This window comes from Streptomyces sp. SudanB25_2051, from assembly GCF_964272635.1.
Classification (GTDB): Bacteria; Actinomycetota; Actinomycetes; order Streptomycetales; family Streptomycetaceae; genus Streptomyces.
Genome location: NZ_OZ186787.1, coordinates 6135272 through 6160148, shown reverse-complemented (window position 1 = coordinate 6160148; position 24877 = coordinate 6135272). Strand labels below are relative to the sequence as shown.

Sequence of the window (24877 nt, the reverse complement as noted above, 5' to 3'; positions counted from 1 at the left end):
CCGGACGGGCGATGCCGTCCGGCCCTCGCCGTGCGGTCGCGCCGTGCGGTCGCGGCGGGCCGTCGCGCACCGCGCGGCGCGGGCGCGTGCCGGTCAGCGCCCGGCGGGCAGCTCCGCGGGGAAGATCCGGTCCAGGTGGTGGCGCAGGACCTCGGCGGCGGACTCCGGCGTGCGCTGGCCGACCAGGACGCTCGTGCCCAGCCCCGCCGACAGGGCGAGCAGGCCGGCCGCCTCGATACGGGCGTCCGGGCCGGGCGGGGCGAGCCCGTCGCGCCGGGCGCGTTCGATCAGCGCGGCCACGCCGTCCTCGGCGGCGTCCGGCTCGCGGATGAACGGCTGGGCGGCGAGCGCCGGTTCGGTCACGGAGAGCACGGCGTACGACGTGTAGACGAGGTGGAAGGTGCGGCTCTCCTCATCGGTCGGCAGGGCCGCCGTCAGGATCGCCTCGACCGTGGCACGCGCCCCCGGCTCGTCGCCCGCCGCCGCGACGCGCGCGGAGACGCGCTGCCCGAACCGGTCGGCGAGGTGCCGCAGGCCGTACAGCAGCAGCTTCTCCTTGGTCTCGAAGTAGTACTGCACCAGGCGCAGCGACACCCCCGCTTCGGCGGCCACGTCGCGCATGCCGACGGCGTGCAGCCCCCGGCGTCCGGCGACGCGGAGCAGCGCCTCGGCGATCTCGGTGCGCCGTTCCGCGTGGTCGACGCGCTTCGGCATCGGTGTCCGCCTCTCGTCCACGACTCCTGTGGGGCCTTTCACGGCCCGGTCCGGCAGCCTTGATGGTACATCCGTACCACTGTGATGGTACGGTCGTATCATCAACAGGCGATGCCTCCGGAGGTGCCACCGTGCCCGAGACCAGGACCCGCGACGGTCACCGCGACCCCGCCCCCGACCCCCGCCGGGACGTCGGGCGCTATGTGAACGACGACCTGCGCGAGCGCTACTTCGCCGCGTGCGACGCCGTGTACGCGCTCGGCGCGGCCGCCGTGGCGGAGACGGATGTGGAGACCGCCTACGGGACCACCCACGTCTACCGGTACGGCCCCGACGACCCATCCGGCGCCGACCGCACACCGGTCGTCCTGGTGCACGGCGCGGGCAGCTGCTCCGCGATGTGGTACCCGAACACGCCCGCGCTCAGCGCCGAGCGCACGGTCTACGCGATCGACACGCCGGGCGACCCCGGGCGCAGCGTGCAGCGGGAGCCGCTCCACCGGCCCGAGGACGCCGCCCGCTGGCTGGACGAGACGCTCGACGGCCTCGGGCTCGACCGGGTGCACCTGGTCGGCACGTCGTACGGCGGGTGGCTCGCGCTCAACCAGGCGCACCGCGCGCCGGGCCGCCTCGCCTCGGTGACGCTGCTCGATCCGGGCGGCCTGGAGAAGGTGGGGCTGCGGTTCTTCGCCTGGATCTTCGTCAGCCTCTTCGCGACGTTCGCCCCCAAGGCGCTGCGGCCGCGGCTCGCGGCGTGGCTGGAGCAGCCGGTCCTCGTCGTGCCGGAGCTGCGGGCGATGATCCGGGCGGGCGTGCGCGCGTACCGCATCCGGCGTCCCGCGCCGCTTCCGCTGACCGACGAGGAGCTGGCGTCCGTCCGCGTGCCGCTCTATCTGGTGCTCGGCAGGCGGAGCCTTCTGGTGCACCCGGAGCGGCAGGTCGAGCGGGTGCCCCGGCTGGTGCCGGGGGCCCGGGCGGAGATCGTCGCCGACACGGGCCACGGCCCGCAGATCGACCACGCGGACGAGGTCAACCGGCGGATGCTGGCCTTCATGGAGTCGGTGGACTGACCCCGGCGGAGGGTCCCGGCCGGCGTCCGGGCGCGGTCGGCGGCCGAGCGTTCCGGGCCGTGCGGGCGGCGCGCCCGGCCCCGCGTGTCAGGCGCGGCGGGCTGTTGACGGGGGTGCGCCCCCTCCGGCCCCGCCGCCGCCGGGGCCCGCCCGGGCGCCGGCCCGGCCGGGCCGGCGCCCGGGCGCGGGGGGCGCGGCGCGGCGCGCGCGGGACACCCGATCCGGTGACAGATCACGGCGCGTGGCCTCATTCCACGGCGCGCACTCGGCCACTCTCCGTAATGTTCCCTCGGTCGCGACAGGGGGCGATGGTCGCGTTCCCCCGCCTGCACCGATGGGATTCACATGGTCACATCCACGGAGCCGCCCACCCTCGTGCCCGTGAAGGGGCGCGGACTGGGGCGTATCGCCGTCGACTGGCTCACCACGACGGACCACAAGAAGATCGGGCACCTGTACCTGATCACCTCGTTCGGCTTCTTCCTGTTCGGCGGCCTCCTCGCGCTCCTGCTGCGGGCCGAGCTGGCCAGGCCGGGCCTTCAGCTCATCTCCAACGAGCAGTACAACCAGACGTTCACCCTGCACGGCACCATCATGCTGCTGCTGTTCGCCACCCCGACGTTCGCCGGGTTCGCCAACGCGATCATGCCGTTGCAGATCGGCGCCCCGGACGTGGCGTTCCCGCGGCTGAACATGCTGTCGTACTGGCTGTTCCTCTTCGGCGGCCTGATCGTCGTCGCCAGCCTCCTCCAGCCGCAGGGCGCCGCCGACTTCGGATGGACCGCGTACACCCCGCTCAGTCGCGAGGAGCGGTCACCCAGCCCCGGCTCCGATATGTGGATCATGGGCCTGGCGCTGTCCGGCTTCGGCACGATCCTCGGCGCGGTCAACTTCGTCACGACGATCGTCTGCATGCGCGCCCCCGGCATGACGATGTTCCGGATGCCGATCTTCACCTGGAACGTGCTGCTCACGTCGATCCTCGTCCTGCTGGCGTTCCCGGTGCTGGCCGCCGCGCTGCTGGTGCTGCAGTCGGACCGCCAGCTCGGCTCCCATGTCTTCGCACCCGAGTACGGCGGCTCCCTGCTGTGGCAGCACCTGTTCTGGTTCTTCGGCCATCCCGAGGTCTACATCCTCGCGCTGCCGTTCTTCGGGGTGGTCAGCGAGGTCATCCCGGTCTTCTGCCGCAAGCCGCTGTTCGGGTATGTCGGCCTCGTCGGCGCCACCATCGCCATCACCGGGCTCTCGGTCACCGTGTGGGCCCACCACATGTTCGCCACCGGGGCGGTGCTGCTGCCGTTCTTCTCGTTCATGACGTTCCTGATCGCGGTGCCGACCGGGGTGAAGTTCTTCAACTGGATCGGCACCATGTGGAAGGGGTCGATCAGCTTCGAGACGCCGATGCTGTGGTCGGTCGGCTTCCTCGTGACGTTCCTCTTCGGCGGTCTGACCGGTGTCATCCTCGGCTCCCCGCCGCTCGACTGGCACGTCACCGACACCTACTTCGTGGTGGCCCACTTCCACTACGTCCTGTTCGGCACGATCGTGTTCGCCATGTTCGCCGGGTTCCACTTCTGGTGGCCGAAGATGACCGGCACGATGCTCGACGAGCGGCTCGGCAAGATCCACTTCTGGACGCTGTTCGTCGGGTTCCACCTGACCTTCCTGGTGCAGCACTGGCTCGGCGCGGAGGGAATGCCCCGCCGGTACGCGGACTACCTCGCCGCCGACGGCTTCACCGGACTGAACATGCTGTCCTCCATCGGCGCCTTCGTCCTCGGGCTGTCGACGCTGCCGTTCCTGTACAACGTGTGGAAGACGGCCCGGATCGGCAAGCGCGTCGACGTGGACGACCCCTGGGGCTACGGGCGGTCCCTGGAGTGGGCGACGTCGTGCCCCGCTCCCCGCCACAACTTCGTCACCCTGCCGCGCATCCGCTCCGAGTCCCCCGCCTTCGACCTGCACCACCCCGAGATGACCGCCGTCGACCGGGGCTGGAACCAGGGACGCGACGTGGTGGACCCGGACAACAAGACGGTCGTCTCCCGCGAGGACGGCAAATGACGCCGGGCCGCGCGCACGGGCGGGAGGAGGCCGCCGACACGGCCGCGGGCATGGCGCGGCTGGAGGGCTATCTGGCGGGCCAGGCCCATCTCCGGGAGGCGCGGACCCGGGCCGAGGCGTTCGTCCAGCGGCTGCCGTGGCTGACGGCCACCGAGCGGGAGGAGATCGCCGAACGGTACGCGGAGGCGTACGCCGAGCAGATCGCGCAGGCGCTGCGGCTGGTGGTGCGCCGGGCCGCCGAACTGCGCGAGGAGTACACCCAGCGGTACGAGGAGCTGCGCCGGCGGCTCCTGTGCGCCACGGTCGCCGCGCTCGCCGCGGGTGCCGCCGCCCTCGCCGGGCTCGCCGCCTGGGCGCTCACCCCGCGCTGAGGACCGCCGCCCCGGGGCGGCCCCGCACCCGCGCGGCGCGGCCCCGGCGGGCGTACCACTCGACGGCCAGGACGGCGGCGAGCGCGCACTCGACGAGGTCGCCGCCGTAGTACATGAGCTGGGCGCCGGCCCGCAGGTCGGCGCCCGCGTACCCGGTGCCGGGCGGCGGCGCCGCGTACAGCGTCTTGGCCAGCACGGCGTGCGCGGCGCCGGCCGCGAGCAGGGTGACGCCCCGTACCGCCAGGCCGCACCGGTGGCGTACCGGGTCCAGCCGGCACACGGAGAACGTGAACAGCAGCCCCGCCGCCAGCAGGTGGAACTGGACGGCCGCGTCGAGCAGCGGCCTGTGGTGGGCGGCGGCCATCAGGGGGGTGCGGTGCAGCAGCCACAGGCCGCCCATGTCGAGGAGCGCCGCCACCGGCGGGAACACCAGCCACGCCGCGGGCCGTGACCGCGCCACCGCGAGCAGGCCGCGACGCACCCGGCCCGGCCGCAGGGAGCGCAGTGCCAGTGTCAGCGGCCGCCCCAGGACCAGCAGTACGGGCGCGGCCATCGCCGTGACGACATGGTGGGCCATGTGCGCGGTGAACGGCCCGCCCGGGGCGGGGAGCAGCATGGCGTGGGCGAGCGCCAGGCAGCCCGCGGCGAATGAGCCGTCGCGCCGCCACGGCCAGGCGTCGCCGCGCCGCCGCAGCCGCCACGCGGCCAGGGCGTACCCGGCCGCCGCCGCCAGCGCCGCCGCCGCGACGGCCGTCGCGAAGCCCCCGCCGGGAACCGCGTGGGGGCCGGCCGCCTCCGGTGTCACGCGCCCGCTCCCCCGCCGTCCGTGCGGCGCCGGGCCCGCACGGCGAGGACGGCCCCGGCGAGCAGCAGCAGGAGGCCCGCGCCGTTCCACGCCCAGTCGTAGGGCGTCACGTCCACGCCGTAGCGGATCTGGTGGACGCGCAGCACCTTGTGGTCGACGATCCCGTCGAACAGCTGGAAGCCGCCGAGGCCCAGAAGGAACCCGGCGCGCGCGTGCGGCCGGGAGAGGGCTTCGAAGCGGCGCAGGTCCGCGTAGAGGGCGCCGCCCGCCACCAGGGCGATCACCTCCGCCGTGTGCAGGAGGCCGTCCGAGAGCAGCCCGACGCCCGGTGTGGAGCGGTCGAAGAAGTGGTGCCAGTGCAGGAGCTGATGGAAGACGATCTCGTCGACGGCGGCCATCAGCGCGGCCCCGATCAGTGCGAAGACCGCCAGGGAACGCCGGGGGCGCGGGGTGCCCCGGGGTGGGGGCCCGCCGTGTCGCGGGGCCGTTCCGCTCGCCATCGCCGTCGTCCTCTCCCCTCCGCGCGCTCCCGCGCCCGTCGCCGCCCGCGTCCGCCACCGGGCGTCGGTGACCTCCGGGGCGTCGGTTCTCCGGGCGGCGGTCCGGCTCTGTCCGCACGGCGCCGCCCGCCGCCGTCGCATGCCTGCTGTCACACGCGTGCCGTCACACGCCTGCCGCCGGTCGACGGTCCGGCCGGGCCGGCGGGCCGTCGCCTGAGGGGGCTGGTGCGCGCCGCCAGCGCGGCGGTGCGCACCGGCCCCCGTGGGCCACCGGTCAGCTCTTCATGGCGGAGCGCACCGCGTCCCTCGTACGGTCCATCAGTGCCGCTACCGGGCCGAGCAGGGCGTTGGCCGTGCCGGACTCGACGCCGGGGTGGGGGCGGGTCGGGGCCATCGCCTCGGCCGCCTTCACCGCGCGGGCCATCGCCGCGAGCCTGCCCGGGTCGCCGTAGCGGCGGATGTGGGCGAACTCGTAGCGCTCCTCGGCGCGGGCGTGCTCCTGCACCGCGACCCGCAGTTCGAGAAGGCGCGCCGCGAAGTCCGGGGAGTCCGGGTCCATGTCCTCCAGGGCGGCGAGCACCTCCTTGGCCTCGCGCTCCTCGGCGAGGCGCTCCTCGACGACCCCGTCGCCGCCGGGCAGCTCGCGGCGGGCGAAGGGGTGCACGACCTCCTCCTCCGCCGTCTCGTGCACGGCGAGCAGGCGCACCAGCCGGTGGAACGCGTCGCGCCGCTCGTCGCCCGTGGCGCCCTCCACCTCGTCGAACAGATTGCGGATGTCGCCGTGCTGACGCATCAGCAGCGACACGACGTCGTCGTCCGGGGCGTTGTCGTCGCCGGCGTGCGGGGTGGCGGGGGTGGGTGCGGTCTTCGCCATGGTCTCTCCTCACTTCTCCCGCATCGCCGGGTCGGGGTGCTCGCCCTCGGTCTCCAGCCGGTACTCGCGGCCGAACATCTCCCGGTGGTCCGCGACGACCCGCTCGCTGGGCGGTTCCTCGTCGCCGTTGAGCCGCGCCTGCATGGCCTCGAACCGCTCGTGCGCCTCGCGCACGTACCCGGCGCCGAGGGTGGTGAGGTCCATCTGCGTGTCCAGCAGCTCCCGCAGGTACGCCTTGTTCGGCTCGAAGGTGAGCACGTTCGGCAGTTCGGGCGCCAGCACCTCGGCGGGGTCGCGGCCGTCGTGGCGGCGCATCAGGTCGCAGGCCAGGTGGAGGTGCTCCAGCTCCATGTTGAGGTGCAGCTCCCACAGCGCCTTGACCTTGGGGTCGCTCTCCTGCTCCATGAAGGAGTAGTAGAGGTAGCACTCGTTGTACTCGTGGTTGACGAGCTGCTCCCACCAGGTCTCGCCCGGGTCCACCAGGGACTCGTAGTGGGTGACGTGCTCCTCCTCGATGAGGCCGATCTCCTGGTACAGCTGCCGGGCGATCGGCTCCATGTAGGTGGGGCCGGTGTTCATGTAGAAGTTCATCGTCTGCTGCTCCGCCGACATGATCGTCAGCGCGTGCAGCTTCGACAGCGGGTTCGTCTGGTCCTTGGCGTACGGGTCGCGGACGTTGTCGTACGGGTCCCGGTGGTGGAACTTGGTGGGGCGGCCCGGCATGACCTCGGTCAGGCCGTCGACGATCGACTCGGCCTTGCGGTGCTCGATCATCTCGTACAGGTTGGCGTACCGGTACAGGTGGTCGAAGTCCTCCAGGACGCCGAACTGGTACGCCTGCTTCAGGTACGGGTCCGGTTCCATCCGCGCCACCCAGGCGGTCAGGTCCACGGCGACCTGCTCGTACGCGATGGTCGTCTCCAGCACCGAGGACACGCCCGGCAGGAGCCAGTTGACCGCCTTCTGCTGCTGCGCCTCGATGTAGCGGACCTGAGCGAGCTGCCGCTTGACCTCCGGGTCGACCGTGTTGCGGGCCAGCTGGTGGCTGAAGAGGATGGCCTCCACTTCGATGCCGTTCATGGTGATGACGCGGCAGCGGGTGTAGGGGTCACTGTGGTCGGGGTCGATGGGCCGCACGTTGAGCTCGCGCCAGTTGCGGATCTGGCGGTCCAGGGGGATGCCGCGTTGTTCGAGGGGGTTGAACGTCATGGACGGTTCCTTCGCGGGTGCGGGATCACAGCGGGGGCCGGGTACCCGCGATACGCCGCCTATGGGGAAAAACGGCGTGATCTTGCGAGTATGGCCGGTTTCCTTCCATCCGTACCGTTGCCGGTCCCGGTCGGCCAGCGGCGATGGCCCAGTCGGCCGAGGTCACGCCCGGGCGGGTTCGCGCGGGCGGCACGCGGGCACCCGTGGCAGGGCCAGCGTGTACGTCGACAGCGAGGAAGCAGGATGGCGAAGCTGATCAGCCGGGCCGCCGAACGGGTGCGCCGGGCCTATGTCCGGGGGGACGACCCCTCGCCGGTCGGCGGGCACGCCGCCGCGCTCGCCGCCTACGCGGTGTACACCGCGGCGTGGACGGCGGCCGTACGGCGCCGGGGGCGGGCGCTGCCGGAGCGGCCCGAGCCGTGGGACCTGGCGCTCACCTCGGTGGCGGCCTTCCGGCTGAGCCGGCTGGTCAGCAAGGGGGCGGTCACCCGTCCGCTGCGGGCGCCGTTCACGGAGTACCGCGGACAGCAGGCGGCGCCCGCCGAGGTGCACGAGGAGCCGCGTGACGGCGCCGCGCACACCGTGGGCGAGCTGGTGTCCTGCCCCTTCTGCCTGAGCGTCTGGACGGTCACGACGCTGACCGCCGCCGGGCTGCTGTGGCCGCGCGCGACCCGTACGGTCACGGGCGCCCTGACGGCGCTCGCCGGGGCGGACACGCTCCAGCTGGCGTACAGCGCCCTGACGGAGAAGGTGGCCGGGGACGACTGAGCCGACTGGGCCGGAGGCGGCCGAGGACGGTGGTCGCGCTCCTCCTGGTGACCGGAGGCCCGTCGCGGCCCGGGGCGGGCAGGGCGGCGGGCGCGGGGACACGGAGGCGAGCGGCCGCCAGACCACGGAGGCCGTGGCGGGCGGGCGCGGGAAGACGGAGGCGGTGGCGGGCCGCAGGGGCCCGCCACCGCCTCGTCGTGTGGCCGCGTGCGCCGTGGTCAGCCGGCGCGGTGCCGGCCGCGCGCGCCGCCTCCGCCGTCGCGCGGCTCCGAGGCCTTGAACAGCAGCAGCGAGACGACCGACAGGACGATGAGGACGCTGCCGGCCGCCACGTGGAAGACGTGCGCGCCGTCCGCGAAGACCACCGTGTCGCGCAGGCCCAGCAGCCAGGGCGACGCCACCAGCCAGGCGCCGGCGGCCAGCACCGTCAGATCCGCCCACCGGCCCAGGTGCCATTTGAAGCGGGCCATCGCCACGAACAGCACGACCATGCCGACGCCCAGCTCGTTGCGGTGGGCGTCCTTGCCGGTCATCGGGTCGCCGTTCACCCACGGGGCGACGAACAACGCGACGGCCGTGAGCACCAGCAGCAGGCTCACCAGCTGGTCCCGCTGCCCTTCCCGCAGGGCCCTCCGGACCTCGGGGGCCAGGGGCTCCCGCACTCTCGTCAGCGCTTTGCCGGCCATGTCCTCACATCCTTTCCTCCACGTCTCGGCGATGGCCGCCACCGCCCGCCGGGCCGCCTCTCACGCGGCCTCCTCGCCGGCGCCCCGCCCGGCATCGCCCTGGTGCCGCAGCCGCACCTCCAGGCGGTCGCCCACCTCCCGTGTGTCGAAGGACGGCTGCGGCGCGGTGGCGGGGCCTTCGGCGTTCCAGCCGTCGGCCAGCCGGAACAGGCTGCCGTGCCAGGGGCAGCGCACGCAGCCGTCCTCGATGTCGCCCTCCGACAGCGGTCCCGCCATGTGGCTGCACCGGTCGGCGAGCACATGGACGGTCGCGGCGTCCTCGCGGAAGACCATCACCTCCACCTCGCCGGCCCGGCGCCGTACCGGGCGGCCCACCGGGAACTCGGAGACGGCGCCCACGTCGTGCCAGCCGGGACCGACCGCGTGCGAGACGTACTCGGCGTGGTTGGCGCCCGCCGCCTGCCGGTACGCGAGGTGGCCGCCCAGCGCCCCGCCGGCGGCGACCACCGACAGCCCGGCCAGGCCCAGTGCCTTGCCGCGCCACACCCGCCCGCGGCGGCGCGCCAGGTACGAGGACGCGTACAGGGCGACCGCCGTCAGATTGGCGGCCGCGTGCACCAGGCCCACGCGCTGCTGCTCCTTCGGCAGGTCCGCCCAGTCGGTCCAGCCGGCCACCGCCGCGGGGCCGGCCGTCGCGAGGCCCACGCCGATCAGGGTCCGGGCGGCGCGGCGGTGGCCGGGCAGCGCGTCCAGCACGGCCGCCGACAGCCAGCTCCCGAGCGGCACCTGCACCATCAGCGGATGGACGGGGTGGCCGAGCCACCGTCCGTGCAGGGCGTCCCGCCCGGCGCCCAGGGGCACCGCGTGGACGGCCGAGCGCACGGCGTCGATGAGCCGGTCGGCGCCGGGCCACCGCTCCAGCCGGTCCACACCGCGCAGGACCCGTCCGGGCCCGTCGGCCGAGGGAAGGACGCGGCGCGCCGCCCGCGCCGCGCGAAGGGGCGTGAGTGATCGTTCCATGCCGGACCGAGTAGCCCGCCGCGCGCCGGGGAAACTCCGGCCGGCCCCGGACCTTGCGGCATGCGCGGCAGGAAACCGGTGCCGGTCGCGCGCCCTCAGCGGCCGCGCCCGTGGGCCGCTCCCCGCGGGAGCGGGCCGACATCGGCGTGGCGGCCCGGCCGGACGGCCGCGTGGCGCTGTCCCGGGCCCGGACCGCTCCGGCCGGCCAGCGCGTCGGCGACGAGCCCCGTCGCGAAGGCGTAGACGGCCTTGTGCGCGAGGTCCACGACGAGTTCACGGCGCGGCCAGGTGGCGGGCGGGGCGCCGACGCCGGTGGCGTTCTCCAGGATCTGGTCGTTGGTGAGGCGGACCACGGCGAACTGCGCGGACGACAGCGGGCCGCGCAGCCCGGCGTGGGCCATGACGGAGCGCAGCACGCCGAGCGCGGCGGCCTGCCCGAAGTGCATGGCCAGGTTCACGGCCGCCGACTGCTCGCGGGGCCGCTCCGGCATGCCGGTGAGCCGTTCCAGCACGCGTGCGGGGACGTACGAGTCGGGTCTGCCGGTGAGGCGCTGCTCGGCCTTCTCACCGAGCGTCATCACCAGGCCGCCCGCCGCGCCGGCCACGAGTCCCTGCCACAGAGCACGTTTCATCATGCGGCGCCGGGTACCCGGCGTGGCGCGTGGCACCCGCGCCTTTCCCGCGCCCCCGCGCGGGAGGTGCCGGGGAATAGGCCTGTCCCGGGCGCCGTTGTGGCGGGCACCGACGAACCCCCTGAGAGGCGGACGGCATGAGCACGATCGAACTGACCAAGGAGAACTTCGACCAGGTCGTGTCGGAGAACGACTTCGTCCTGATCGACTTCTGGGCTTCGTGGTGCGGCCCGTGCGTCCGCTTCGCCCCGGTCTACGAGACGGTGTCGGAGCGCCACCCCGACGTGGTGTTCGCCAAGGTGAACACGGAGGCGGAGCAGGAGCTCGCCGCCGCCTTCGAGATCCAGTCGATTCCGACGCTGATGATCGTCAGGGAGAACGTGGCCGTGTTCGCCCAGCCGGGCGCGCTGCCCGAGCCCGTTCTGGAGGACCTGATCGGGCAGGCGCGGGGGCTGGACATGGACGAGGTGCGCAAGTCCATCGCGCAGGCCCAGGCCGGGCAGGCGCCCGGCGCGGCGGGCTGAGCCTTCCGGCGCGCGGGGCCGGGCGGGAGCGATCCCGCCCGGCCCCGCCGTGTGCGCGGACCCGGGGCCGGCCCGTACGGCTCCGCGGCGCGCGGACGCGGGGGCCGGCGCCGCCCGGGAGGCCCGCGCCGGTCCGGGGACGCGGGCCGCGCGGTGCGCCTACCGCTCCAGGACGACGGCGATGCCCTGGCCGACGCCGATGCACAAGGCCGCGACGCCCGTGCCCGAGCCGGCCGCGGCCAGCTGGTGGGCGACCGAACCGGCGAGCCGGGCACCGGAGGCGCCGAGCGGGTGGCCGATCGCGATGGCGCCGCCGCGCGGGTTGACGACGGCCGGGTCCAGTTCGGGCCACTCCGCCAGGCAGCCGAGCGCCTGCGCGGCGAACGCCTCGTTCAGCTCCATCACCGACAGGTCCGCGAAGGTGCGCCCGGCGCGGCCGAGGGCGCGCTGGACGGCCTCCACCGGGCCGAGGCCGAACAGCTGCGGCTCGATGCCGGTCACCGCCGAGGTGCGGATGCGGGCCAGCGGCTCGCGGCCGCAGGCGCGCAGGCCGTCCTCGTCGACGAGGAGCAGCGCGGCCGCGCCGTCGTTGAGCGGCGAGGCGTTGCCGGCGGTGACCGTGCCGTCGGTGCGGAACGCGGGCTTCAGCTTTGCCAGGGCCTCCATGGAGGTCGCGTCGCGGATGCACTCGTCGCGGGTCAGGTCCACGCCCTCGTAGGGCACGACCTCGCCGTCGAAGAGGCCGTCGGCCCAGGCCCGCGCGGCCTTGCGGTGGCTGGCGAGCGCGAAGGCGTCCTGCTGCTCGCGGCTGATGGCGTGCTTGTCGGCGACCTGCTCGGCGCCCTCGCCCAGCGTCACGGTCCACTCGGCCGGCATGCGCTTGTTCACCATGCGCCAGCCGAGCGTGGTCGAGTACATCTGCTCGTGTCCGGCCGGGAAGGCCCGCTCCGGCTTGGGCAGCACCCACGGGGCGCGCGACATCGACTCGACGCCGCCCGCGAGGACGACCGACGCGTCGCCCAGGGCGATGGCGCGGGCTGCCTGCACGACCGCTTCGAGACCGGAGCCGCACAGCCGGTTGACGGTCACGCCCGGCACGGTGACGGGCAGCCCGGCGAGGAGCACGGCCATGCGGGCCACGTCGCGGTTGTCCTCGCCCGCGCCGTTGGCGTCGCCGAAGTAGACGTCGTCGATGCGGGCCGGGTCGAGGTCCGGGGTGCGGTCCACCAGCGCGCGCACCACGTGCGCGGCGAGGTCGTCGGGGCGGACGGAGGAGAGGGCACCGCCGAACTTGCCGATCGGGGTGCGGACGGCGTCGACGATGTAGACGTCGCGGATGCTCATCGGGGTCTCTCCCACAGGCTGGTGCGCGCCTACGGGCCCCGTACGCGCGCGTACGTACGGTGAACGGGTGTTCACTACCGACGGGGCGAGTCTCCGGCTCCGGGGCGGTCGGTGTCAACGGCCGCCCGGCGCCCGTCAGGCGGGGCCGGCGTCCCTGACCCGCGCCGACAGGCCGTAGTCCAGTTCCGAGCCGTCCACCAGGAGCGCCTCCACGGTGCGGGTCTCCGGGTCCACGTCGGCGACGAGGCCGCCGCCGGCGTACCGGGGGTAGCCGGAGGCGCCCGTCTCGCCGGTGGCCTCCACGAGGGCCGAGCGGATCGCCACCTCCGCCAGATGCGCGGCGTCGCGCCCCTCCGCGTGCTCGGGCACGATGAGGATCTCCAGGCGCTTCGGGTGCTGCCGATGTGTGTCCATGGTCGTGACGCTAAGGACGTACGGCGTCCGGCGCACGTCAGGGGCGCGCCGTCGGGGTGCCCGCGCCCGTCCGCGGGGGTCCCGCGCGGCGCGCGGCGGCACGGGTTGAGGGGGGCGTGCGCCGGGGTGCTAGCGGTTGCGTACGGGCCGCGGCGTCGCGAAGGCCGCGCGGAACGCGCCGAGCGTGTGCTGCTCGCGCGTGCGGTCCAGCACGCCGAAGACGACCTCGTCGAAGTGGCCCGCGAACCGGCCGGCGCCGGTGAGCAGCGCGCGGAAGGCGCCCGCCACCTCGGCCGGGTCGTTGCGGAACACGCCGCAGCCCCAGGCGCCCAGCACGATCCGCCGGTAGCCGTGGGCGACGGCGGTCTCCAGGACGCGTTCGGCGCGCGACGCGAGGGCCGCCGGTATGCGGGAGGCGAGCCGGGGCGTACGGGCGCGGATGACACCGGCGTTGGGCGCGGGCGAGGTGAGGAAGCCGGCGGTGTACGGGCGGTCGAGGAGCCGGCCCCGGTCGTCGCGGAAGACGGGGACGGCGGGCGAGTGGATGACCCGGTCCGTGTAGAACGGGTCGCGGTCGGCCCGGTGGTGCTCGTAGTACCCGGGGGCGCGCAGCAGCGTGGCGTACAGCGCGGAGGCGCGGCACAGGGCCTCCTCCTGCGCCTGGGCGCCGTTGAGGTAGCCGCCGCCGGGGTTGCGGGCGGAGGCGAAGTTCAGGACGGCGACGGGCTGTCCGGGTGCCGCGGCGGTGAGGCGGCGGGCCGCCTCGGTGCTGGACTCGCCGGTCACCTCGATCCGGGTGGCGCGCCCGGTGTCCGGGGTGGCGGGGACGGGGCCGGGGCCGTGGAGGGTGGTGCCGTCGAGGGCCCTGGCGATCAGGTCGGCGAGGTCGACCTCGCCCGCGGGGGTCCGGTAGCGGCCGGCCGCGACGATCTCCTCGGTCTCCCGCGCGATACTGCGTAGACGTGCGCTCATACCCGGCATCGTTGGTGATCACACGGATCGGCCGCAACGGGTTTATCCGGCATGTGCCGTTCACGCGGGCACCCTTGTGCGCCTCGGCGGCGGTGGCTTAGGTGGAACGGTACGCCCGCGACAGGAGGAGCTGACCCATGCCGTCGAGCGCCTTCCCGGACGGCGGTCCGCCGCTGACGGAGGACGAGGCCGAGGACCTGCTTCGGTGCATCTGCTTCAAGACCGGACCGCCCGGCGCGGTCGGCGTCGAACTGGAGTGGTTCGTCCACGATCTGCACCACCCGTACCTGCCCGTCCCCCGCGACCGCCTCCACACCGCGTTCACCGCGCTGCGCGCCCTGGACCTGGGGTCGTCGCTCACCGTCGAACCCGGCGGACAGCTGGAGCTCAGCTCGCCGCCCGCCGCCTCCCTCGCCGCCTGCGTCGCCACCGTCACGGCCGACCTCTCCGCCGTACGGGACGTGCTAGCCCGTCTCGGCCTCACCCTCACCGGCTCCGGCACCGACCCGTGGCTGCCCGCGCGGGAACGGGTGCTGCGCGAGCCGCGCTACGACGCGATGGAGGTCTACCTCGACCGCTGGGGCACTGCCGGGCGGACCATGATGCGCGACTCGGCGTCCGTGCAGGTGTGCGTGGACTCCGGATACGAGGAGCCGGGCCCCCTGGGATACGCGCGGCGGTGGCGGCTGGCGCACCTGCTGGGTCCGGTGCTGGTCGCGTCCTTCGCCAACTCCCCCACCCTGCACGGCCGTCCGACCGGGCTGCGGTCCTCGCGGCAGTCGCTGTGGGCGGGCATCGACCCGCTGCGGGGCACGGCGCCGCCGGCCGGGCGGGAGCCGCGCGCCGCGTGGGCGCGGCACGTCCTGGACACACCGGTGATGTGCGTCCGCGCGGCCGAGGGGCCCTGGGCCGTGCCGGAGGGGCTGACGTTCCGGCAGTGGCTGCGGTCGGGGGCGATGCGGGCGCCGACGCGCGCGGACCTCGACTACCACCTGACGACGCTGTTCCCGCCCGTGCGGCCGCGCGGCACCCATCTGGAGCTGCGGATGCTGGACGCGCAGCCGGGCGCCGACGGCTGGGTGGTGCCGCTCGCGGTGACGGCGGCGCTGTTCGACGACCCGGAGGCGGCGGAGGCGGCGTACCGGCTGCTGCTGCCTCTGGCGGAGACGGCGGGGCCGCTGCCGCCGCCGAGGGACGCGCACTGGCGGGCGGCGGTCCGGGACGGGCCGGCGGCGCCCGCGCTGCACCGGGCGGCGGTGGAGTGCTTCACGCTGGCGCTCGGCGCGCTGTCCCGCGCGGGGGCGCCCGCCGCCGTGCGGGACGCGGTGGGCGCGTTCCACGAGCGGTTCGTGCTGCGGCGCCGCTGCCCGGCCGACGATCAGCGGCTCGCCCCGGTGACCCTGCCGAGGCCGCCGTCCCCCGACGCCCGCCCGGCCGCGGCCCCGCCCGCGCCGCCGAAGGCTCCGGCCGGCGCCGTGCCCGTACCTCCCCCGGCCGACGCCGCTCCCGTACCTCCTCCGGCCGACGCCGCTCCCCTGCCGCCGCCGCTCCGGCCGCGGCCAGCCGCGCCCGCGGCACCCGCGCCCGGCGCGGCCGCACCCCGCCCCGACTCCGGGAAGGAGCCCCGCACATGACCGTCACCGCCTCCCCCGAGACGCTCAGGCGACGGGCGCACGACGCGCTGGCGGCGGCGCGGGCGCGTACCGCCCTGCTCACCGAGTGCGTCGACGACGGCGAACTCACCGCGCAGCACTCGCCGTTGATGTCCCCGCTCGTCTGGGACCTGGCGCACATCTCCAACCAGGAGGAGCAGTGGCTGCTGCGCTCCGTGGGCGGCCGCGCGGCGCTGCGGCCCGAGATCGATCCGCTGTACGACGCGTTCCAGCACCCCCGCGCCAGCCGGCCTTCCCTGCCGCTGCTGCCGCCGCGCGAGGCGCGGGCGTACGCGGCCGAGGTGCGTGACCGGGTCCTCGACGTCCTCGACGCGGCCCGCTTCGAGGGCGGTCCGCTGGTGGACGCGGCGTTCGCGTTCGGCATGATCGCCCAGCACGAGCAGCAGCACGACGAGACGATGCTGATCACCCATCAGCTGCGCCGTGGGCCCGCCGCCCTGACCGCGCCCGAGCCGCCCGGCCCCGGCCCCGACGCGGCCGCGCTCCCCGCCGAGGTGCGGATACCGGGCGGGCCCTTCACCATGGGCGTGTCGCACGGGGACGAGCCGTGGGCGCTGGACAACGAACGCCCCGCCCACATCCGGTCCGTGCCGGAGTTCTTCCTCGACACGGTGCCGGTGACGTGCGGCGCGTACCGGCACTTCATCGACGACGGTGGCTACCGCGATCCGCGCTGGTGGGCACCCGAGGGATGGGAGCAGATCCGGCGGCACGGCATCGGCGCGCCGCTGTTCTGGCGCCGCGAGGGCGGGCAGTGGCTGCGGCGGCGCTTCGGCGTCGTGGAGCCCGTGCCGGACGACGAGCCGGTGCTGCACGTCAGCTGGTACGAGGCCGACGCGTACGCGCGCTGGGCGGGGCGGCGGCTGCCGACGGAGGCCGAGTGGGAGAAGGCCGCCCGGTACGACCCCGTCTCCGGCCGGTCCCGGCGCTACCCGTGGGGCGACGCCGAGCCGTCCCCGGACCACGCCAACCTGGGCCAGCGGCACCTGCGGCCCGCCCCGGCCGGGGCGTATCCGGCCGGGGCGTCCCCGCTGGGCGTGCGGCAGCTGATCGGGGACGTGTGGGAGTGGACGGCGAGCGACTTCCTGCCGTACCCGGGGTTCGTGGCGTTCCCGTACCGGGAGTACTCGGAGGTCTTCTTCGGGCCGGAGCACAAGGTGCTGCGGGGCGGGTCGTTCGCGGTGGCGCCGGTGGCCTGCCGGGGGACGTTCCGCAACTGGGACCTTCCGGTGCGGCGGCAGATCTTCGCCGGGTTCCGCACGGCGCGGGACGCGGGGTGATGCGCTGATGTGCCGTCACATCGCATGGGCGGGCGCCGGGCCGGTGGCGCTCGGGGAGCTGCTGGTGGCGCCCGCGCACGGGCTGTACCGGCAGTCGTGGGCGCCGCGCAGGCAGCGGTACGGGACGGTCAACGCCGACGGCTTCGGCGTCGGCTGGTACGCGCCGGGCGACCCGGTGCCGGCCCGCTACCGCAGGGCCGGGCCGGTGTGGGCCGACCCGTCGTTCGCGGACCTGGCGCGGGTGGTGCGCTCCCGCGCGGGCCTGGCGGCCGTACGGGACGCGACGCTGCCCGGCGCGGACGGGGAGGCGGCCGCCGCGCCCTTCGCGTCCGGGCCCTGGCTGTTCAGCCACAACGGGGCGGTGACCGGCTGGCCCGGCTCGGTCGCCGCGCTCGCGGCCGGACTGCCGCCCGCCGAACTGCTCGCCCTGGAGGCCCGCAACGACTCGGCGCTCGTGTGGGCGCTGGCCCTGCACCGGCTGGGGCGCGGCGACCCGCCGTCCGACGCGCTCGCCGGGGTGGTCCGCGACGTGGCGGCAGCCGCGCCCGGATCGCGGCTGAACCTGCTGCTGACGGACGGCACGGCGGTCACCGCGACGGCGTGGGGCGACACCCTGTGGTACCTGGCAGGGCCCGGCCGCCCCGCGGTCGTGGCGTCGGAGCCGTACGACGACGATCCCGGCTGGCGCGAGGTGCCGGACCGGACGGTGCTGACCGCCGGGGCCGACGGCGTGACGGCCCTCCCCCTGGACCCGCCGCACTCCCCCGCCCTCCTTCCCGCCGCCGAACCGTTCGAGGAGTCCCCCGCGTGAGCCCGTTCCTGCTGACCCGCACCCTGCCCGAGGGCACGACCGGCGCCGATCTGCGCGCCGACGTGCGCATCGGCCTGACCCGCACGCCCAAGGAGCTGCCGCCGAAGTGGTTCTACGACGCGCGGGGCAGCGAGCTGTTCGAGGAGATCACCCGGCTGCCCGAGTACTACCCGACCCGCGCCGAACGGGAGATCCTCGTCGCCCGGGCGGCGGAGATAGCCGCGGCGACCGGCGCCCGCACCCTGGTCGAGCTGGGTTCCGGCTCGTCGGAGAAGACCCGGCACCTGCTGCGGGCGCTGCGGCCCGGCCTGGTGGACTACGTGCCGGTGGACGTCAGCGAGTCGGCGCTGACCGGCGCGGCCGGGACGCTCACCGCCGAGCTGCCGGGGCTGCGGGTGCACGCGCTGGTCGCCGACTTCACCCGGGGCCTGGCCCTGCCGGGCACTCCGGGGCCCCGGCTCGTGGCGTTCCTGGGCGGCACGCTCGGCAATCTGCTGCCGCGTCAGCGCGCCGTCTTCCTGCGCTCGGTGCGGTCGCTGCTGGAGCCGGGGGACGCGCTGCTGCTCGGCACGGACCTGGTGAAGGACGAGGCGACGCTGGTGGCGGCGTACGACGACGCGGCGGGGGTGACGGCCCGGTTCAACAAGAACGTGCTCGCGGTCCTGGCCCGGGAGCTGGGAGCGGACGTGGACCCGGACGACTTCGAGCACGTCGCCGTGTGGGACCGGGACCACGAGTGGATCGAGATGCGGCTGCGGGCCCGCCGCGCGCTGACCGTGAAGATCCCCGAGCTGGGACTGGCCGTGCCGTTCGCGGCGGGCGAGGAGATGCGGACGGAGGTGTCGGCGAAGTTCCGTCAGGAGGGCGTCGCGGCGGAACTGGCGGCGGCACGGCTGGAGTTGTCCCGGTGGTGGACGGACGCGCAGGGCCGGTTCGCGCTGTCGCTGGCGACGGCGGTCTGAGCGGGTACCGCCCCGGGGCCCGGCACCGGGGCGGACGCTGACAGGACCACCGCTGCCGGGACGGCCGGTGACAGGGCGGTCGGTGGCAGGGCGGCCCGCCTCGGCGTTTCCGGCGCCGTGGTCTCCGCGGCGTCCGAGGCGTCCGTGGCCGCGGCCGGGCAGTCGGCCGCGGGCACCGGCCCCGCGACCGCGGTCCGGGCGGCGCGGGCGAGGGCGCGGCGGTCGGGGTGGGCACCGTGCGGGACCGGTTCGAGGAGCCGGATCTCGGCGGTGAGCCGCCCGGCCGCCGCGACCCGCCACAGCGAAGCGGCCAGCGGGTCGTCCCCGACGAACGCGGCGGGACCCGCGGGCCGGTAGGTGATCCGTACGGGCTGGACGGCGGCGCCCGCGTCGAGCGCGGCCTGGAAGGCGGCCGGGCGGAAGGCGCCGTGGGCGCGGCCGCACCAGGTGGAACCCTCGGGGAAGACCACGACGCGGTGTCCGGCGGCCAGGGAGCCGGCCAGGTCGCGTACGGCGCCGGGCAGGGCGCGCAGCCGGTCCCGGTCCAGGAAGTGGGTGCCGCCGAGGGCGGCGAGGCGCCCGAGCAGCGGCCAGTGGCGCACCTCCCGCTTGGCGACCATCCGGCCGGGCAGGACGGCGGCGACGAGCGGCACGTCCAGCCAGGAGACGTGGTTGGCGACGACGAGCAGCGGTCCCGGCGGTGGCGGGGCGCCGGTGACGCGCACCCGCACGCCGAAGGCGCGCAGGACCGTGCGGCACCACAGCCGGGTCAGCCGGTGGCGGGCGGCCCGGCCGAGCGGGGCGGCCAGCGGGGCGAGGGCCACCCCGGCGAGTACGGCGGTGAGCCCGGCGGCCAGGCGCAGCGCGGCGCGCGGGGGCCCGGCCGCCGGGCGGGCGCGGGTCGCGCACCGCTCGGGGCGGCAGGGCGCGGTCGGCAGCCAGGCGCTCATCACTCCGCGCCGAGCGACAGGAAGTGCCGCAGGTAGCGGGGGTTGGCGCGGCGCAGCGACAGCAGCACGTACAGGTCGGCGACGCCGAAGTCGGGGTCGTGGGCGGGGGCGCCGCACACCCACGCGCCGAGGCGGAGGTAGCCGCGCAGCAGCGGCGGGAGTTCGGTGCGGCCGGCGGGGCGGGCGACGCCTTCGGGGGACCACAGGCGGTGCGGGGTGACCCAGTACTCCTCGGGCGCGAGGTGCTTGGCCTTGACGGTGTCCCAGGTGGCGGCGGCGAGGGTGCCGCCGTCGGCGAGCGGCAGGGAGCAGCAGCCGGCGAGCCAGTTGCGGCCGGTGCGGGCCATGTAGCGGGCGATGCCGGCCCAGATGAGGGAGATGACGGCGCCGTTGCGGTGGGCGGGGTGCACGCAGGAGCGGCCGAGCTCGACGAGGTCGTCGCGCAGCGGGGCGAGGCGCGCGAGGTCGAACTCGCCGTCGGAGTAGAGCCGCCCGGCTATGCGGGCCCGTTCGGGCGGCAGGAGGCGGTAGGTGCCGACGACCTCGCCGGTGGTGTCGTCCCGTACGAGGAGGTGGTCGCAGTACGCGTCGAAGGCGTCGGTGTCGAGGCCGGGCTCCGGCCCGTCGAGGCGGGCGCCCAGCTCGCCCGCGAAGACCAGGTGCCGCAGGCGCTGCGCGGCCCGCACCTCCTCCTGCTCGCGGGCGAGGAGGACCCGGTAGCGGGGTGCGGGCGCCGGGGCGGGGGTGACCGGGGCCGGGGCCGGGGTCGTCGTGGTCATGGAGGCTCCTTGGCCGGGCGGCGGGGGCGACCGCGGGGGTGCGGTGGCCCGTACCCCTACTTGTGCCGTCGCCGCCTGGATTCGACGTGACCGCCCGGCGGAGCGTGGATGTGCGGCGGCTGAATGACCGGTTCGCCGCCGCGCCCGGCCCGTCAGCCGGAGAGGGCCTCCGTGATGGCCTGGGAGGCCCTGCGGGCCGCGGTCTCGGGGTCCTCGCCCCGCAGGACGGCCGTCATGTAGGGCTTGATGGGGTTGTCCGCCTCGACGTCCGCCCACTTCGGAGAGTTGGGCGTGGCCCGTCCGCGCGCGGCGCCCGCGGCCATCGCCGCGGTGGCCTCGTCTCCCTCCACGACGGAGGCGAGGGAGGTCTTGTTGGGCACGTAGTGCATGGTGCGGGCGAGGTCGGTCTGCCACTCCTCCCCGGCGAGGGCGGAGACCACGTCGATGGCGGCGGCGCGTTCACCGGCGTTCACGGGGACGACGAGGTCGGAGCCGCCGGTGAACACGGCGCCCGGCCGGCCGGCGGTCTTCCCGGGGATGGGGAAGAACCCGAGGCGCGAGGCCATGGACGGGTTGTGCTCCTGGATGGCGGCCGCGGCGCCGGGGGTGGCGATGATCTGGGCGACGTCGCCCTTGGCGAACACCTCGGCCTGCGGCGGGTTCTCCTCGTCGGCGTCCTTCGGCCCGCTGCCGAGGGACTGGAGGGTCTGGTAGAACTCCATGCCCTTGAGCGCCGCGGGGGTGTGGAGCGCGCCGGTCCACTCGCCGTTCTTCTCGACGGCGAGTTCGCCGCCCTCGTCCCAGATGAAGCCGGAGAGCGTGTACCAGTCCTGGCCCGCGAGGTAGATGCCCTGCGCGCCGGTCCCGTTGATCTTCTCGATGTCCTCGATCCACTGCTCGCGGGTCTTCGGCGGCTCCTCGACGCCGGCCCGCTGGAAGAGGTCCTTGCGGTAGATGACGACCCGGTTCGCCGCGTACCAGGGGATGCCGAACTGGCTGCCGTCGATGCTGCCCGGCTCTGCGAGGCCGGGCAGCCACTCCTCGCGGCCGAGGTCGCGCACGGACTCCAGGGTCAGGTCGTACAGGAGGTCGGTCTCGGCGTACTGGGCGACCTGGGTGTTGCCGACCTCGATGACGTCCGGGGCGTCCTCGCTCGCCAGGGCGGCGGTGACCTTCTTGCCGATGCCGGTCCACTCCTGGATGACGATCTCCAGCCGGACGCCGGGGTTCTCCTGCTCGTACGTGGTGGTGAACCGCTTCAGGAACTCGTCCGACGCGCTGCCCTTCATCAGCCAGACCGTGACGGTCCGCGTGCCGCCGTCCTGGCCGGGGACGAGGCCGCAGCCCGCCAGGGCGAGGCTGGAAATGATCGCGGTGGGGCAGGCGAGCAGGCGCTTCTTCACGTAGGTCACCTTTGGCTTGAGGCGCGGGAGGGGCCGACCCGACGTGGGGGGAGCGAACGCGTTCGCACGGGCGATGGCTGGATTTTGGTATGTACCAATGGACGGGTCAAGTCCGGAGCGCCCGCCTCGCGGTCCCGCGCGCCCTGGGGCACCGTGGAAGGGGCGCGCGGCGGGCGCGCCCGCACCACCGTCGACGAGGAGACCGCCATGTCACACCACACGTATCGCGTCACGGAGATCGTGGGTACCTCGCACACCGGCGTGGACGAGGCGATCCGCAACGGGATCGCGCGGGCCGCGCAGACGCTGCACAACCTGGACTGGTTCGAGGTGACGCAGATCCGGGGGCACCTGGAGGACGGCAAGGTGGCGCACTACCAGGTGGGGCTGAAGGTCGGTTTCCGGCTCGACGGCCCGGACGCGGGCGACGAGGCCTGAGGCCCGGCCGCCGGGACGGACGGCCCGGGCGTCCGGCGGGGCCGGGACCCGGCGTTCCGGCGCGGGGTCAGGACTGGTCGGCGGTCTCGGCGCCGGTCTCGATGGTGAAGACCTGGTCGAGGCCGACCAGCCGCAGCACGCGCAGGGTGTGGGGCGGCACGGCGGCGAGGGCGATGTCCGCCCCGGCGTCCAGGGCGTGGGCGCGGGCGGCGATCAGCGCCGTGATGCCGCTGGAGTCGCAGAACTCCATGGCGCGCAGGTCGAGTACGAGACGCTGCCCCGGGCTCAGGGCGAGCCGGCCGACCACGTCGCGCAGTCCGGGGGCGCTCGCGTAGTCGAGTTCGCCGGAGACGGCCAGCACGGGACCGGTCGCGGCGTCTTGTGTGGTGATCGTCAGTCGGCTCATCGTCAGTTCGTGGTGCGGGGGCCGGTGGCGGTGACCCCGAGGGCGAGCAGTGCGGTGTCGTCGTCCAGGCCGTCACCGAAACCGGCCAGCACGTCGGTGAGGGCCTTGACGACGGCGTGCGGCGGTTCACCGGCGTGGTCGAGGGCGAAGGCGAGCAGTCCCTCGTCCCCGTAGCGGCCGACGCGGTCCTCACCGGTGCGGGCCTCGGTGAGGCCGTCAGTGTAGAGCAGAAGCGTGTCGCCGGGGCCGAGCACGGTCGAGGCGCTGGTGAAGGGCGCGGACGGCAGCACGCCGACCAGGAGTCCGCCGGGCGTCGGCAGGAAGTCGGCCGTGCCGTCGGCGCGCAGCACCACGGCGGGCGGGTGGCCGCCCGACGCGAGGCGGACCGCGACCTGTCCGGGCTCGGGGCCCGGTTCGAGCGTCCCGACGACGGCGGTGCAGTACCGGGGGTCGCCGCTGCCGGCGTACCGCTCGTGGAGGACCTGGTTCAGGGTCGTCAGGGCGGCGACCGGGTCGGGGTCGTGCAGCGCGGCGGCGCGCAGGGTGTAGCGGGTCAGCGAGGTGACGGCGGCGGCCTGGGGGCCCTTGCCGCAGACGTCGCCCAGGAAGAAGGCGAAGCGCTCCTCGCCGAGGGGGAAGACGTCGTAGAAGTCGCCGCCCAGCCGGTCGGGCGACGCGGTGTGGTAGTACGCGGCCGTCTCCATGCCCGGGATCGGCGGCAGGGTGTCGGGCAGCAGCGACTGCTGCAGCACGGCCAGCGCCTCCTGCAGGCGGGCCCGGTCGGCCTCCGCCCGCTTGCGCGCCTCCTCGGCGGCCTGCCTGCGGCTGAGCAGCTCCTTCTCGTAGGCACGGCGGTCGCGGGCGTCGAAGAGGGTGCTGCGGATGAGCAGCGGCTGCCCGGTCGTCCCGTACTTGACGACGGAGGAGACCATCACGGGGATGCGCTCGCCGTCGGCCCGCTTGACGTCCATGGCTATGCCGCTGACCTCGCCCTGCATCCGCAGCAGCGGCGCGTAGTGGGTCTCGTGGTACAGCTTGCCGCCGACGGTCAGCAGGTCGCTGAAGCGCATCCGGCCCACCACGGCGTCCCGGTCGAGGCCGAGCCAGTGGAGCAGCGTGGTGTTGATCTTCGCGATGGTGCCGTCCATCAGCGTGGACAAATAGCCGCAGGGGGCGCTCTCGTACAGGTCCTCGACGCTGTCCTCCAGCAGCGCCGCGAAGGCCGCGGCGTCCGCGCGTGACCCGTCCCCGGCGTCCGCGTGATCCCCCGCGTCCTCTGTCTCCTCGCCGTCCCTCGGCTCCGGCTCCCGGCCGGCGCGGCACATCACCGCAGGCCCGTCAGGAAGGCGGTGATGGCCTCGTTGGTCGCCGCGGGAGCGGACAGGTGCGGGCAGTGGCCGGTGGCGTCGAGGGTGACCAGGGTCGAGCCGGGGATGGCCCGGTGGACGAAGGCGCCGACCTCGCGGGGCGCGATGACGTCGTCGGAGCACTCCAGTACGAGGGTCGGGACGGTCACGGTCTTCAGGTCGTCGCGCGAGTCCGACCGGAACGTGGTCCGGGCGAAGACGCGCGCCATGTCCGGGTCGGTGGCGCAGAAGCTGTTCTTCAGCTCCTCGCCCAGCTCGGGCCGGTCCGGGTTGCCCATGATCAGCGGCGCCATGGCCGCGGACCAGCCGAGGTAGTTGAGGTCGAGGGACTCCAGCAGCTCGTCGATGTCCTCGGAGCTGAAACCGCCCCGGTAGCCCTCGTCGTCGATGTACCGGGGGGACGGGGCGACCATGATCAGCGCGCCCAGCCGCTCCGGGGCCTGGCGGGCGGCGAGCACCCCGGTCATCGCGCTCACGGAGTGGCCGACGAACACGGCGTCGCGCAGGTCGAGCGCCTCGCAGACGTCGACCACGTCCTGGGCGTAGCCGTCCAGCGAGGAGTACCGCTCCTCCGTGAACGCGGACGGGTCGGCGCCGCCCGAGCCCACGTAGTCGAACAGCACCACGCGGTAGTCGTCGGCCAGCGCGGGCACGGTCAGCCGCCACATGTTCTGATCGCAGCCGAAGCCGTGAGCCAGGACCACCGTCCGCCCCTGGGGGTTCCCGGTGACGGTCACGTTGTTCCTGCGCTCGATGTCCATACCAATCAGTCTCTCAGACCCCGCACGCGCCTCCGGTGCGATCCGGATCACCCCGGTCCGGGCGCGGAGCTGCCCCGGAC

The 24877-nt window shown here is 74.9% G+C and carries 27 protein-coding genes; 10 read left to right on the top strand and 17 right to left on the bottom strand.

Going from position 1 to position 24877, the window contains the following annotated elements; all coding sequences use genetic code 11:
* Window positions 1–93: 93 nt before the first annotated feature.
* Entirely contained in the window at window positions 94–714 is a 621-nt protein-coding gene (locus ACSUPT_RS27110) for a TetR/AcrR family transcriptional regulator (protein WP_351964099.1), read from the bottom strand.
* A gap of 131 nt (window positions 715–845) precedes the next feature.
* Between ACSUPT_RS27110 and ACSUPT_RS27105 the strand changes: the two genes are divergently transcribed.
* From ACSUPT_RS27105 to ACSUPT_RS27095, 3 genes are all read left to right on the top strand, one after another.
* Complete coding sequence (locus tag ACSUPT_RS27105) at window positions 846–1784, top strand: alpha/beta fold hydrolase (protein WP_351964098.1); 939 nt, start codon at window positions 846–848, stop codon at window positions 1782–1784.
* Window positions 1785–2129: 345 nt separating this feature from the next.
* Complete coding sequence (ctaD, locus tag ACSUPT_RS27100) at window positions 2130–3848, top strand: aa3-type cytochrome oxidase subunit I (RefSeq protein ID WP_351964097.1); 1719 nt, start codon at window positions 2130–2132, stop codon at window positions 3846–3848.
* Window positions 3845–4219: a hypothetical protein gene (locus ACSUPT_RS27095; RefSeq protein WP_399218238.1), complete on the top strand. Its 375-nt coding sequence runs from the start codon at window positions 3845–3847 to the stop codon at window positions 4217–4219. The genes ctaD and ACSUPT_RS27095 overlap by 4 nt, the downstream gene beginning before the upstream one ends.
* On the opposite strand, the gene ACSUPT_RS27090 is transcribed toward ACSUPT_RS27095, so the two are convergent.
* From ACSUPT_RS27090 to ACSUPT_RS27075, 4 genes are all read right to left on the bottom strand, one after another.
* Window positions 4206–5024 (bottom strand): cytochrome c oxidase assembly protein, encoded by an 819-nt coding sequence (locus ACSUPT_RS27090; RefSeq protein ID WP_351964095.1) that lies wholly within the window; start codon window positions 5022–5024, stop codon window positions 4206–4208. The genes ACSUPT_RS27095 and ACSUPT_RS27090 overlap by 14 nt on opposite strands.
* Complete coding sequence (locus ACSUPT_RS27085) at window positions 5021–5524, bottom strand: DUF2243 domain-containing protein (RefSeq protein WP_351964094.1); 504 nt, start codon at window positions 5522–5524, stop codon at window positions 5021–5023. Before ACSUPT_RS27085 ends, ACSUPT_RS27090 begins: the two co-directional genes overlap by 4 nt.
* 274 nt (window positions 5525–5798) lie before the next feature.
* Window positions 5799–6398: a hemerythrin domain-containing protein gene (locus ACSUPT_RS27080; protein ID WP_351964093.1), complete on the bottom strand. Its 600-nt coding sequence runs from the start codon at window positions 6396–6398 to the stop codon at window positions 5799–5801.
* 9 nt (window positions 6399–6407) lie between these two features.
* Window positions 6408–7607, bottom strand: a complete 1200-nt coding sequence (locus ACSUPT_RS27075; protein ID WP_351964092.1) for a hypothetical protein — start codon at window positions 7605–7607, stop codon at window positions 6408–6410.
* A gap of 243 nt (window positions 7608–7850) precedes the next feature.
* Between ACSUPT_RS27075 and ACSUPT_RS27070 the strand changes: the two genes are divergently transcribed.
* Window positions 7851–8375 (top strand): DUF1360 domain-containing protein, encoded by a 525-nt coding sequence (locus ACSUPT_RS27070; RefSeq protein WP_351964091.1) that lies wholly within the window; start codon window positions 7851–7853, stop codon window positions 8373–8375.
* Window positions 8376–8593: 218 nt separating this feature from the next.
* Here ACSUPT_RS27070 and ACSUPT_RS27065 read toward each other — a convergent pair whose 3' ends face one another.
* The 3 genes from ACSUPT_RS27065 to ACSUPT_RS27055 all read right to left on the bottom strand — a co-directional run bounded on the left by ACSUPT_RS27065 (window position 8594) and on the right by ACSUPT_RS27055 (window position 10716).
* Entirely contained in the window at window positions 8594–9061 is a 468-nt protein-coding gene (locus ACSUPT_RS27065) for an SPW repeat domain-containing protein (RefSeq protein ID WP_351964090.1), read from the bottom strand.
* Window positions 9062–9121: 60 nt separating this feature from the next.
* A complete protein-coding gene (locus ACSUPT_RS27060; protein WP_351964089.1) occupies window positions 9122–10081 on the bottom strand; it encodes a Rieske 2Fe-2S domain-containing protein in 960 nt (319 codons plus the stop codon).
* Between the two features lie 95 nt (window positions 10082–10176).
* Window positions 10177–10716: a hypothetical protein gene (locus ACSUPT_RS27055; protein WP_351964088.1), complete on the bottom strand. Its 540-nt coding sequence runs from the start codon at window positions 10714–10716 to the stop codon at window positions 10177–10179.
* A gap of 134 nt (window positions 10717–10850) precedes the next feature.
* Between ACSUPT_RS27055 and trxA the strand changes: the two genes are divergently transcribed.
* Window positions 10851–11237 carry a thioredoxin gene (gene trxA / locus ACSUPT_RS27050; protein WP_351964087.1) on the top strand — a complete coding sequence of 129 codons (387 nt, stop codon included), beginning with the start codon at window positions 10851–10853 and terminating at the stop codon, window positions 11235–11237.
* A gap of 159 nt (window positions 11238–11396) precedes the next feature.
* On the opposite strand, the gene ACSUPT_RS27045 is transcribed toward trxA, so the two are convergent.
* The 3 genes from ACSUPT_RS27045 to ACSUPT_RS27035 form a co-directional block, all read right to left on the bottom strand.
* Window positions 11397–12581 (bottom strand): thiolase family protein, encoded by a 1185-nt coding sequence (locus ACSUPT_RS27045; RefSeq protein ID WP_436945895.1) that lies wholly within the window; start codon window positions 12579–12581, stop codon window positions 11397–11399.
* A gap of 135 nt (window positions 12582–12716) precedes the next feature.
* Entirely contained in the window at window positions 12717–12995 is a 279-nt protein-coding gene (locus ACSUPT_RS27040; RefSeq protein WP_351968509.1) for a hypothetical protein, read from the bottom strand.
* Window positions 12996–13124: 129 nt separating this feature from the next.
* Window positions 13125–13967, bottom strand: a complete 843-nt coding sequence (locus tag ACSUPT_RS27035) for a TIGR02452 family protein (protein ID WP_436945894.1) — start codon at window positions 13965–13967, stop codon at window positions 13125–13127.
* A gap of 137 nt (window positions 13968–14104) precedes the next feature.
* Between ACSUPT_RS27035 and egtA the strand changes: the two genes are divergently transcribed.
* From egtA to egtD, 4 genes are read left to right on the top strand one after another with little or no spacing between them, the layout of a single operon-like run.
* Entirely contained in the window at window positions 14105–15601 is a 1497-nt protein-coding gene (egtA, locus tag ACSUPT_RS27030; RefSeq protein WP_436945892.1) for an ergothioneine biosynthesis glutamate--cysteine ligase EgtA, read from the top strand.
* Complete coding sequence (egtB, locus tag ACSUPT_RS27025) at window positions 15598–16920, top strand: ergothioneine biosynthesis protein EgtB (protein WP_399218231.1); 1323 nt, start codon at window positions 15598–15600, stop codon at window positions 16918–16920. Before egtA ends, egtB begins: the two co-directional genes overlap by 4 nt.
* Window positions 16921–16927: 7 nt before the next feature.
* Window positions 16928–17731, top strand: coding sequence for an ergothioneine biosynthesis protein EgtC (egtC, locus tag ACSUPT_RS27020; RefSeq protein ID WP_436945890.1), 804 nt, complete (start codon window positions 16928–16930; stop codon window positions 17729–17731).
* Window positions 17728–18693, top strand: coding sequence for an L-histidine N(alpha)-methyltransferase (egtD, locus tag ACSUPT_RS27015; protein WP_351966195.1), 966 nt, complete (start codon window positions 17728–17730; stop codon window positions 18691–18693). Before egtC ends, egtD begins: the two co-directional genes overlap by 4 nt.
* Here the strand turns inward: egtD and ACSUPT_RS27010 are convergent.
* The 3 genes from ACSUPT_RS27010 to ACSUPT_RS27000 form a co-directional block, all read right to left on the bottom strand.
* Window positions 18588–19643 carry a lysophospholipid acyltransferase family protein gene (locus ACSUPT_RS27010; RefSeq protein ID WP_436945888.1) on the bottom strand — a complete coding sequence of 352 codons (1056 nt, stop codon included), beginning with the start codon at window positions 19641–19643 and terminating at the stop codon, window positions 18588–18590. The two genes, egtD and ACSUPT_RS27010, sit on opposite strands and share 106 nt — an antisense overlap.
* The gene (locus tag ACSUPT_RS27005; RefSeq protein ID WP_436945886.1) at window positions 19643–20422 is read right to left on the bottom strand and encodes a GNAT family N-acetyltransferase; all 780 of its coding nucleotides are present in this window, start codon (window positions 20420–20422) and stop codon (window positions 19643–19645) included. The genes ACSUPT_RS27010 and ACSUPT_RS27005 overlap by 1 nt, the downstream gene beginning before the upstream one ends.
* A 152-nt stretch (window positions 20423–20574) precedes the next feature.
* The gene (locus tag ACSUPT_RS27000; RefSeq protein ID WP_351966197.1) at window positions 20575–21825 is read right to left on the bottom strand and encodes an extracellular solute-binding protein; all 1251 of its coding nucleotides are present in this window, start codon (window positions 21823–21825) and stop codon (window positions 20575–20577) included.
* Between the two features lie 207 nt (window positions 21826–22032).
* Between ACSUPT_RS27000 and ACSUPT_RS26995 the strand changes: the two genes are divergently transcribed.
* A complete protein-coding gene (locus tag ACSUPT_RS26995; protein ID WP_351966198.1) occupies window positions 22033–22263 on the top strand; it encodes a dodecin in 231 nt (76 codons plus the stop codon).
* A gap of 67 nt (window positions 22264–22330) precedes the next feature.
* Here the strand turns inward: ACSUPT_RS26995 and ACSUPT_RS26990 are convergent, their stop codons facing one another.
* Genes ACSUPT_RS26990 through ACSUPT_RS26980 form a run of 3 tightly spaced genes read right to left on the bottom strand, consistent with a single transcriptional unit; the run spans window position 22331 to window position 24797 of the window.
* Complete coding sequence (locus ACSUPT_RS26990) at window positions 22331–22669, bottom strand: STAS domain-containing protein (protein ID WP_351966199.1); 339 nt, start codon at window positions 22667–22669, stop codon at window positions 22331–22333.
* A 2-nt stretch (window positions 22670–22671) separates the two neighbouring features.
* Entirely contained in the window at window positions 22672–23994 is a 1323-nt protein-coding gene (locus ACSUPT_RS26985; RefSeq protein WP_436945884.1) for a PP2C family protein-serine/threonine phosphatase, read from the bottom strand.
* The gene (locus ACSUPT_RS26980) at window positions 23994–24797 is read right to left on the bottom strand and encodes an alpha/beta fold hydrolase (protein WP_351966201.1); all 804 of its coding nucleotides are present in this window, start codon (window positions 24795–24797) and stop codon (window positions 23994–23996) included. The genes ACSUPT_RS26985 and ACSUPT_RS26980 overlap by 1 nt, the downstream gene beginning before the upstream one ends.
* Window positions 24798–24877: the final 80 nt, after the last annotated feature.

Excerpts from the sequence above, each read along its gene's own strand:
- ACSUPT_RS27110 (WP_351964099.1), bottom strand. The coding sequence starts at position 714 with ATGCCGAAGCGCGTCGACCACGCGGAACGGCGCACCGAGATCGCCGAG.
- ctaD (WP_351964097.1), top strand. The coding sequence starts at position 2,130 with ATGGTCACATCCACGGAGCCGCCCACCCTCGTGCCCGTGAAGGGGCGC.
- ACSUPT_RS27095 (WP_399218238.1), top strand. The coding sequence starts at position 3,845 with ATGACGCCGGGCCGCGCGCACGGGCGGGAGGAGGCCGCCGACACGGCC.
- ACSUPT_RS27085 (WP_351964094.1), bottom strand. The coding sequence starts at position 5,524 with ATGGCGAGCGGAACGGCCCCGCGACACGGCGGGCCCCCACCCCGGGGC.
- ACSUPT_RS27080 (WP_351964093.1), bottom strand. The coding sequence starts at position 6,398 with ATGGCGAAGACCGCACCCACCCCCGCCACCCCGCACGCCGGCGACGAC.
- ACSUPT_RS27075 (WP_351964092.1), bottom strand. The coding sequence starts at position 7,607 with ATGACGTTCAACCCCCTCGAACAACGCGGCATCCCCCTGGACCGCCAG.
- ACSUPT_RS27070 (WP_351964091.1), top strand. The coding sequence starts at position 7,851 with ATGGCGAAGCTGATCAGCCGGGCCGCCGAACGGGTGCGCCGGGCCTAT.
- ACSUPT_RS27065 (WP_351964090.1), bottom strand. The coding sequence starts at position 9,061 with ATGGCCGGCAAAGCGCTGACGAGAGTGCGGGAGCCCCTGGCCCCCGAG.
- ACSUPT_RS27060 (WP_351964089.1), bottom strand. The coding sequence starts at position 10,081 with ATGGAACGATCACTCACGCCCCTTCGCGCGGCGCGGGCGGCGCGCCGC.
- ACSUPT_RS27055 (WP_351964088.1), bottom strand. The coding sequence starts at position 10,716 with ATGATGAAACGTGCTCTGTGGCAGGGACTCGTGGCCGGCGCGGCGGGC.
- trxA (WP_351964087.1), top strand. The coding sequence starts at position 10,851 with ATGAGCACGATCGAACTGACCAAGGAGAACTTCGACCAGGTCGTGTCG.
- ACSUPT_RS27045 (WP_436945895.1), bottom strand. The coding sequence starts at position 12,581 with ATGAGCATCCGCGACGTCTACATCGTCGACGCCGTCCGCACCCCGATC.
- ACSUPT_RS27040 (WP_351968509.1), bottom strand. The coding sequence starts at position 12,995 with ATGGACACACATCGGCAGCACCCGAAGCGCCTGGAGATCCTCATCGTG.
- ACSUPT_RS27035 (WP_436945894.1), bottom strand. The coding sequence starts at position 13,967 with ATGAGCGCACGTCTACGCAGTATCGCGCGGGAGACCGAGGAGATCGTC.
- egtA (WP_436945892.1), top strand. The coding sequence starts at position 14,105 with ATGCCGTCGAGCGCCTTCCCGGACGGCGGTCCGCCGCTGACGGAGGAC.
- egtB (WP_399218231.1), top strand. The coding sequence starts at position 15,598 with ATGACCGTCACCGCCTCCCCCGAGACGCTCAGGCGACGGGCGCACGAC.
- egtC (WP_436945890.1), top strand. The coding sequence starts at position 16,928 with ATGTGCCGTCACATCGCATGGGCGGGCGCCGGGCCGGTGGCGCTCGGG.
- ACSUPT_RS27010 (WP_436945888.1), bottom strand. The coding sequence starts at position 19,643 with ATGAGCGCCTGGCTGCCGACCGCGCCCTGCCGCCCCGAGCGGTGCGCG.
- ACSUPT_RS27005 (WP_436945886.1), bottom strand. The coding sequence starts at position 20,422 with ATGACCACGACGACCCCGGCCCCGGCCCCGGTCACCCCCGCCCCGGCG.
- ACSUPT_RS26995 (WP_351966198.1), top strand. The coding sequence starts at position 22,033 with ATGTCACACCACACGTATCGCGTCACGGAGATCGTGGGTACCTCGCAC.
- ACSUPT_RS26990 (WP_351966199.1), bottom strand. The coding sequence starts at position 22,669 with ATGAGCCGACTGACGATCACCACACAAGACGCCGCGACCGGTCCCGTG.
- ACSUPT_RS26985 (WP_436945884.1), bottom strand. The coding sequence starts at position 23,994 with ATGTGCCGCGCCGGCCGGGAGCCGGAGCCGAGGGACGGCGAGGAGACA.
- ACSUPT_RS26980 (WP_351966201.1), bottom strand. The coding sequence starts at position 24,797 with ATGGACATCGAGCGCAGGAACAACGTGACCGTCACCGGGAACCCCCAG.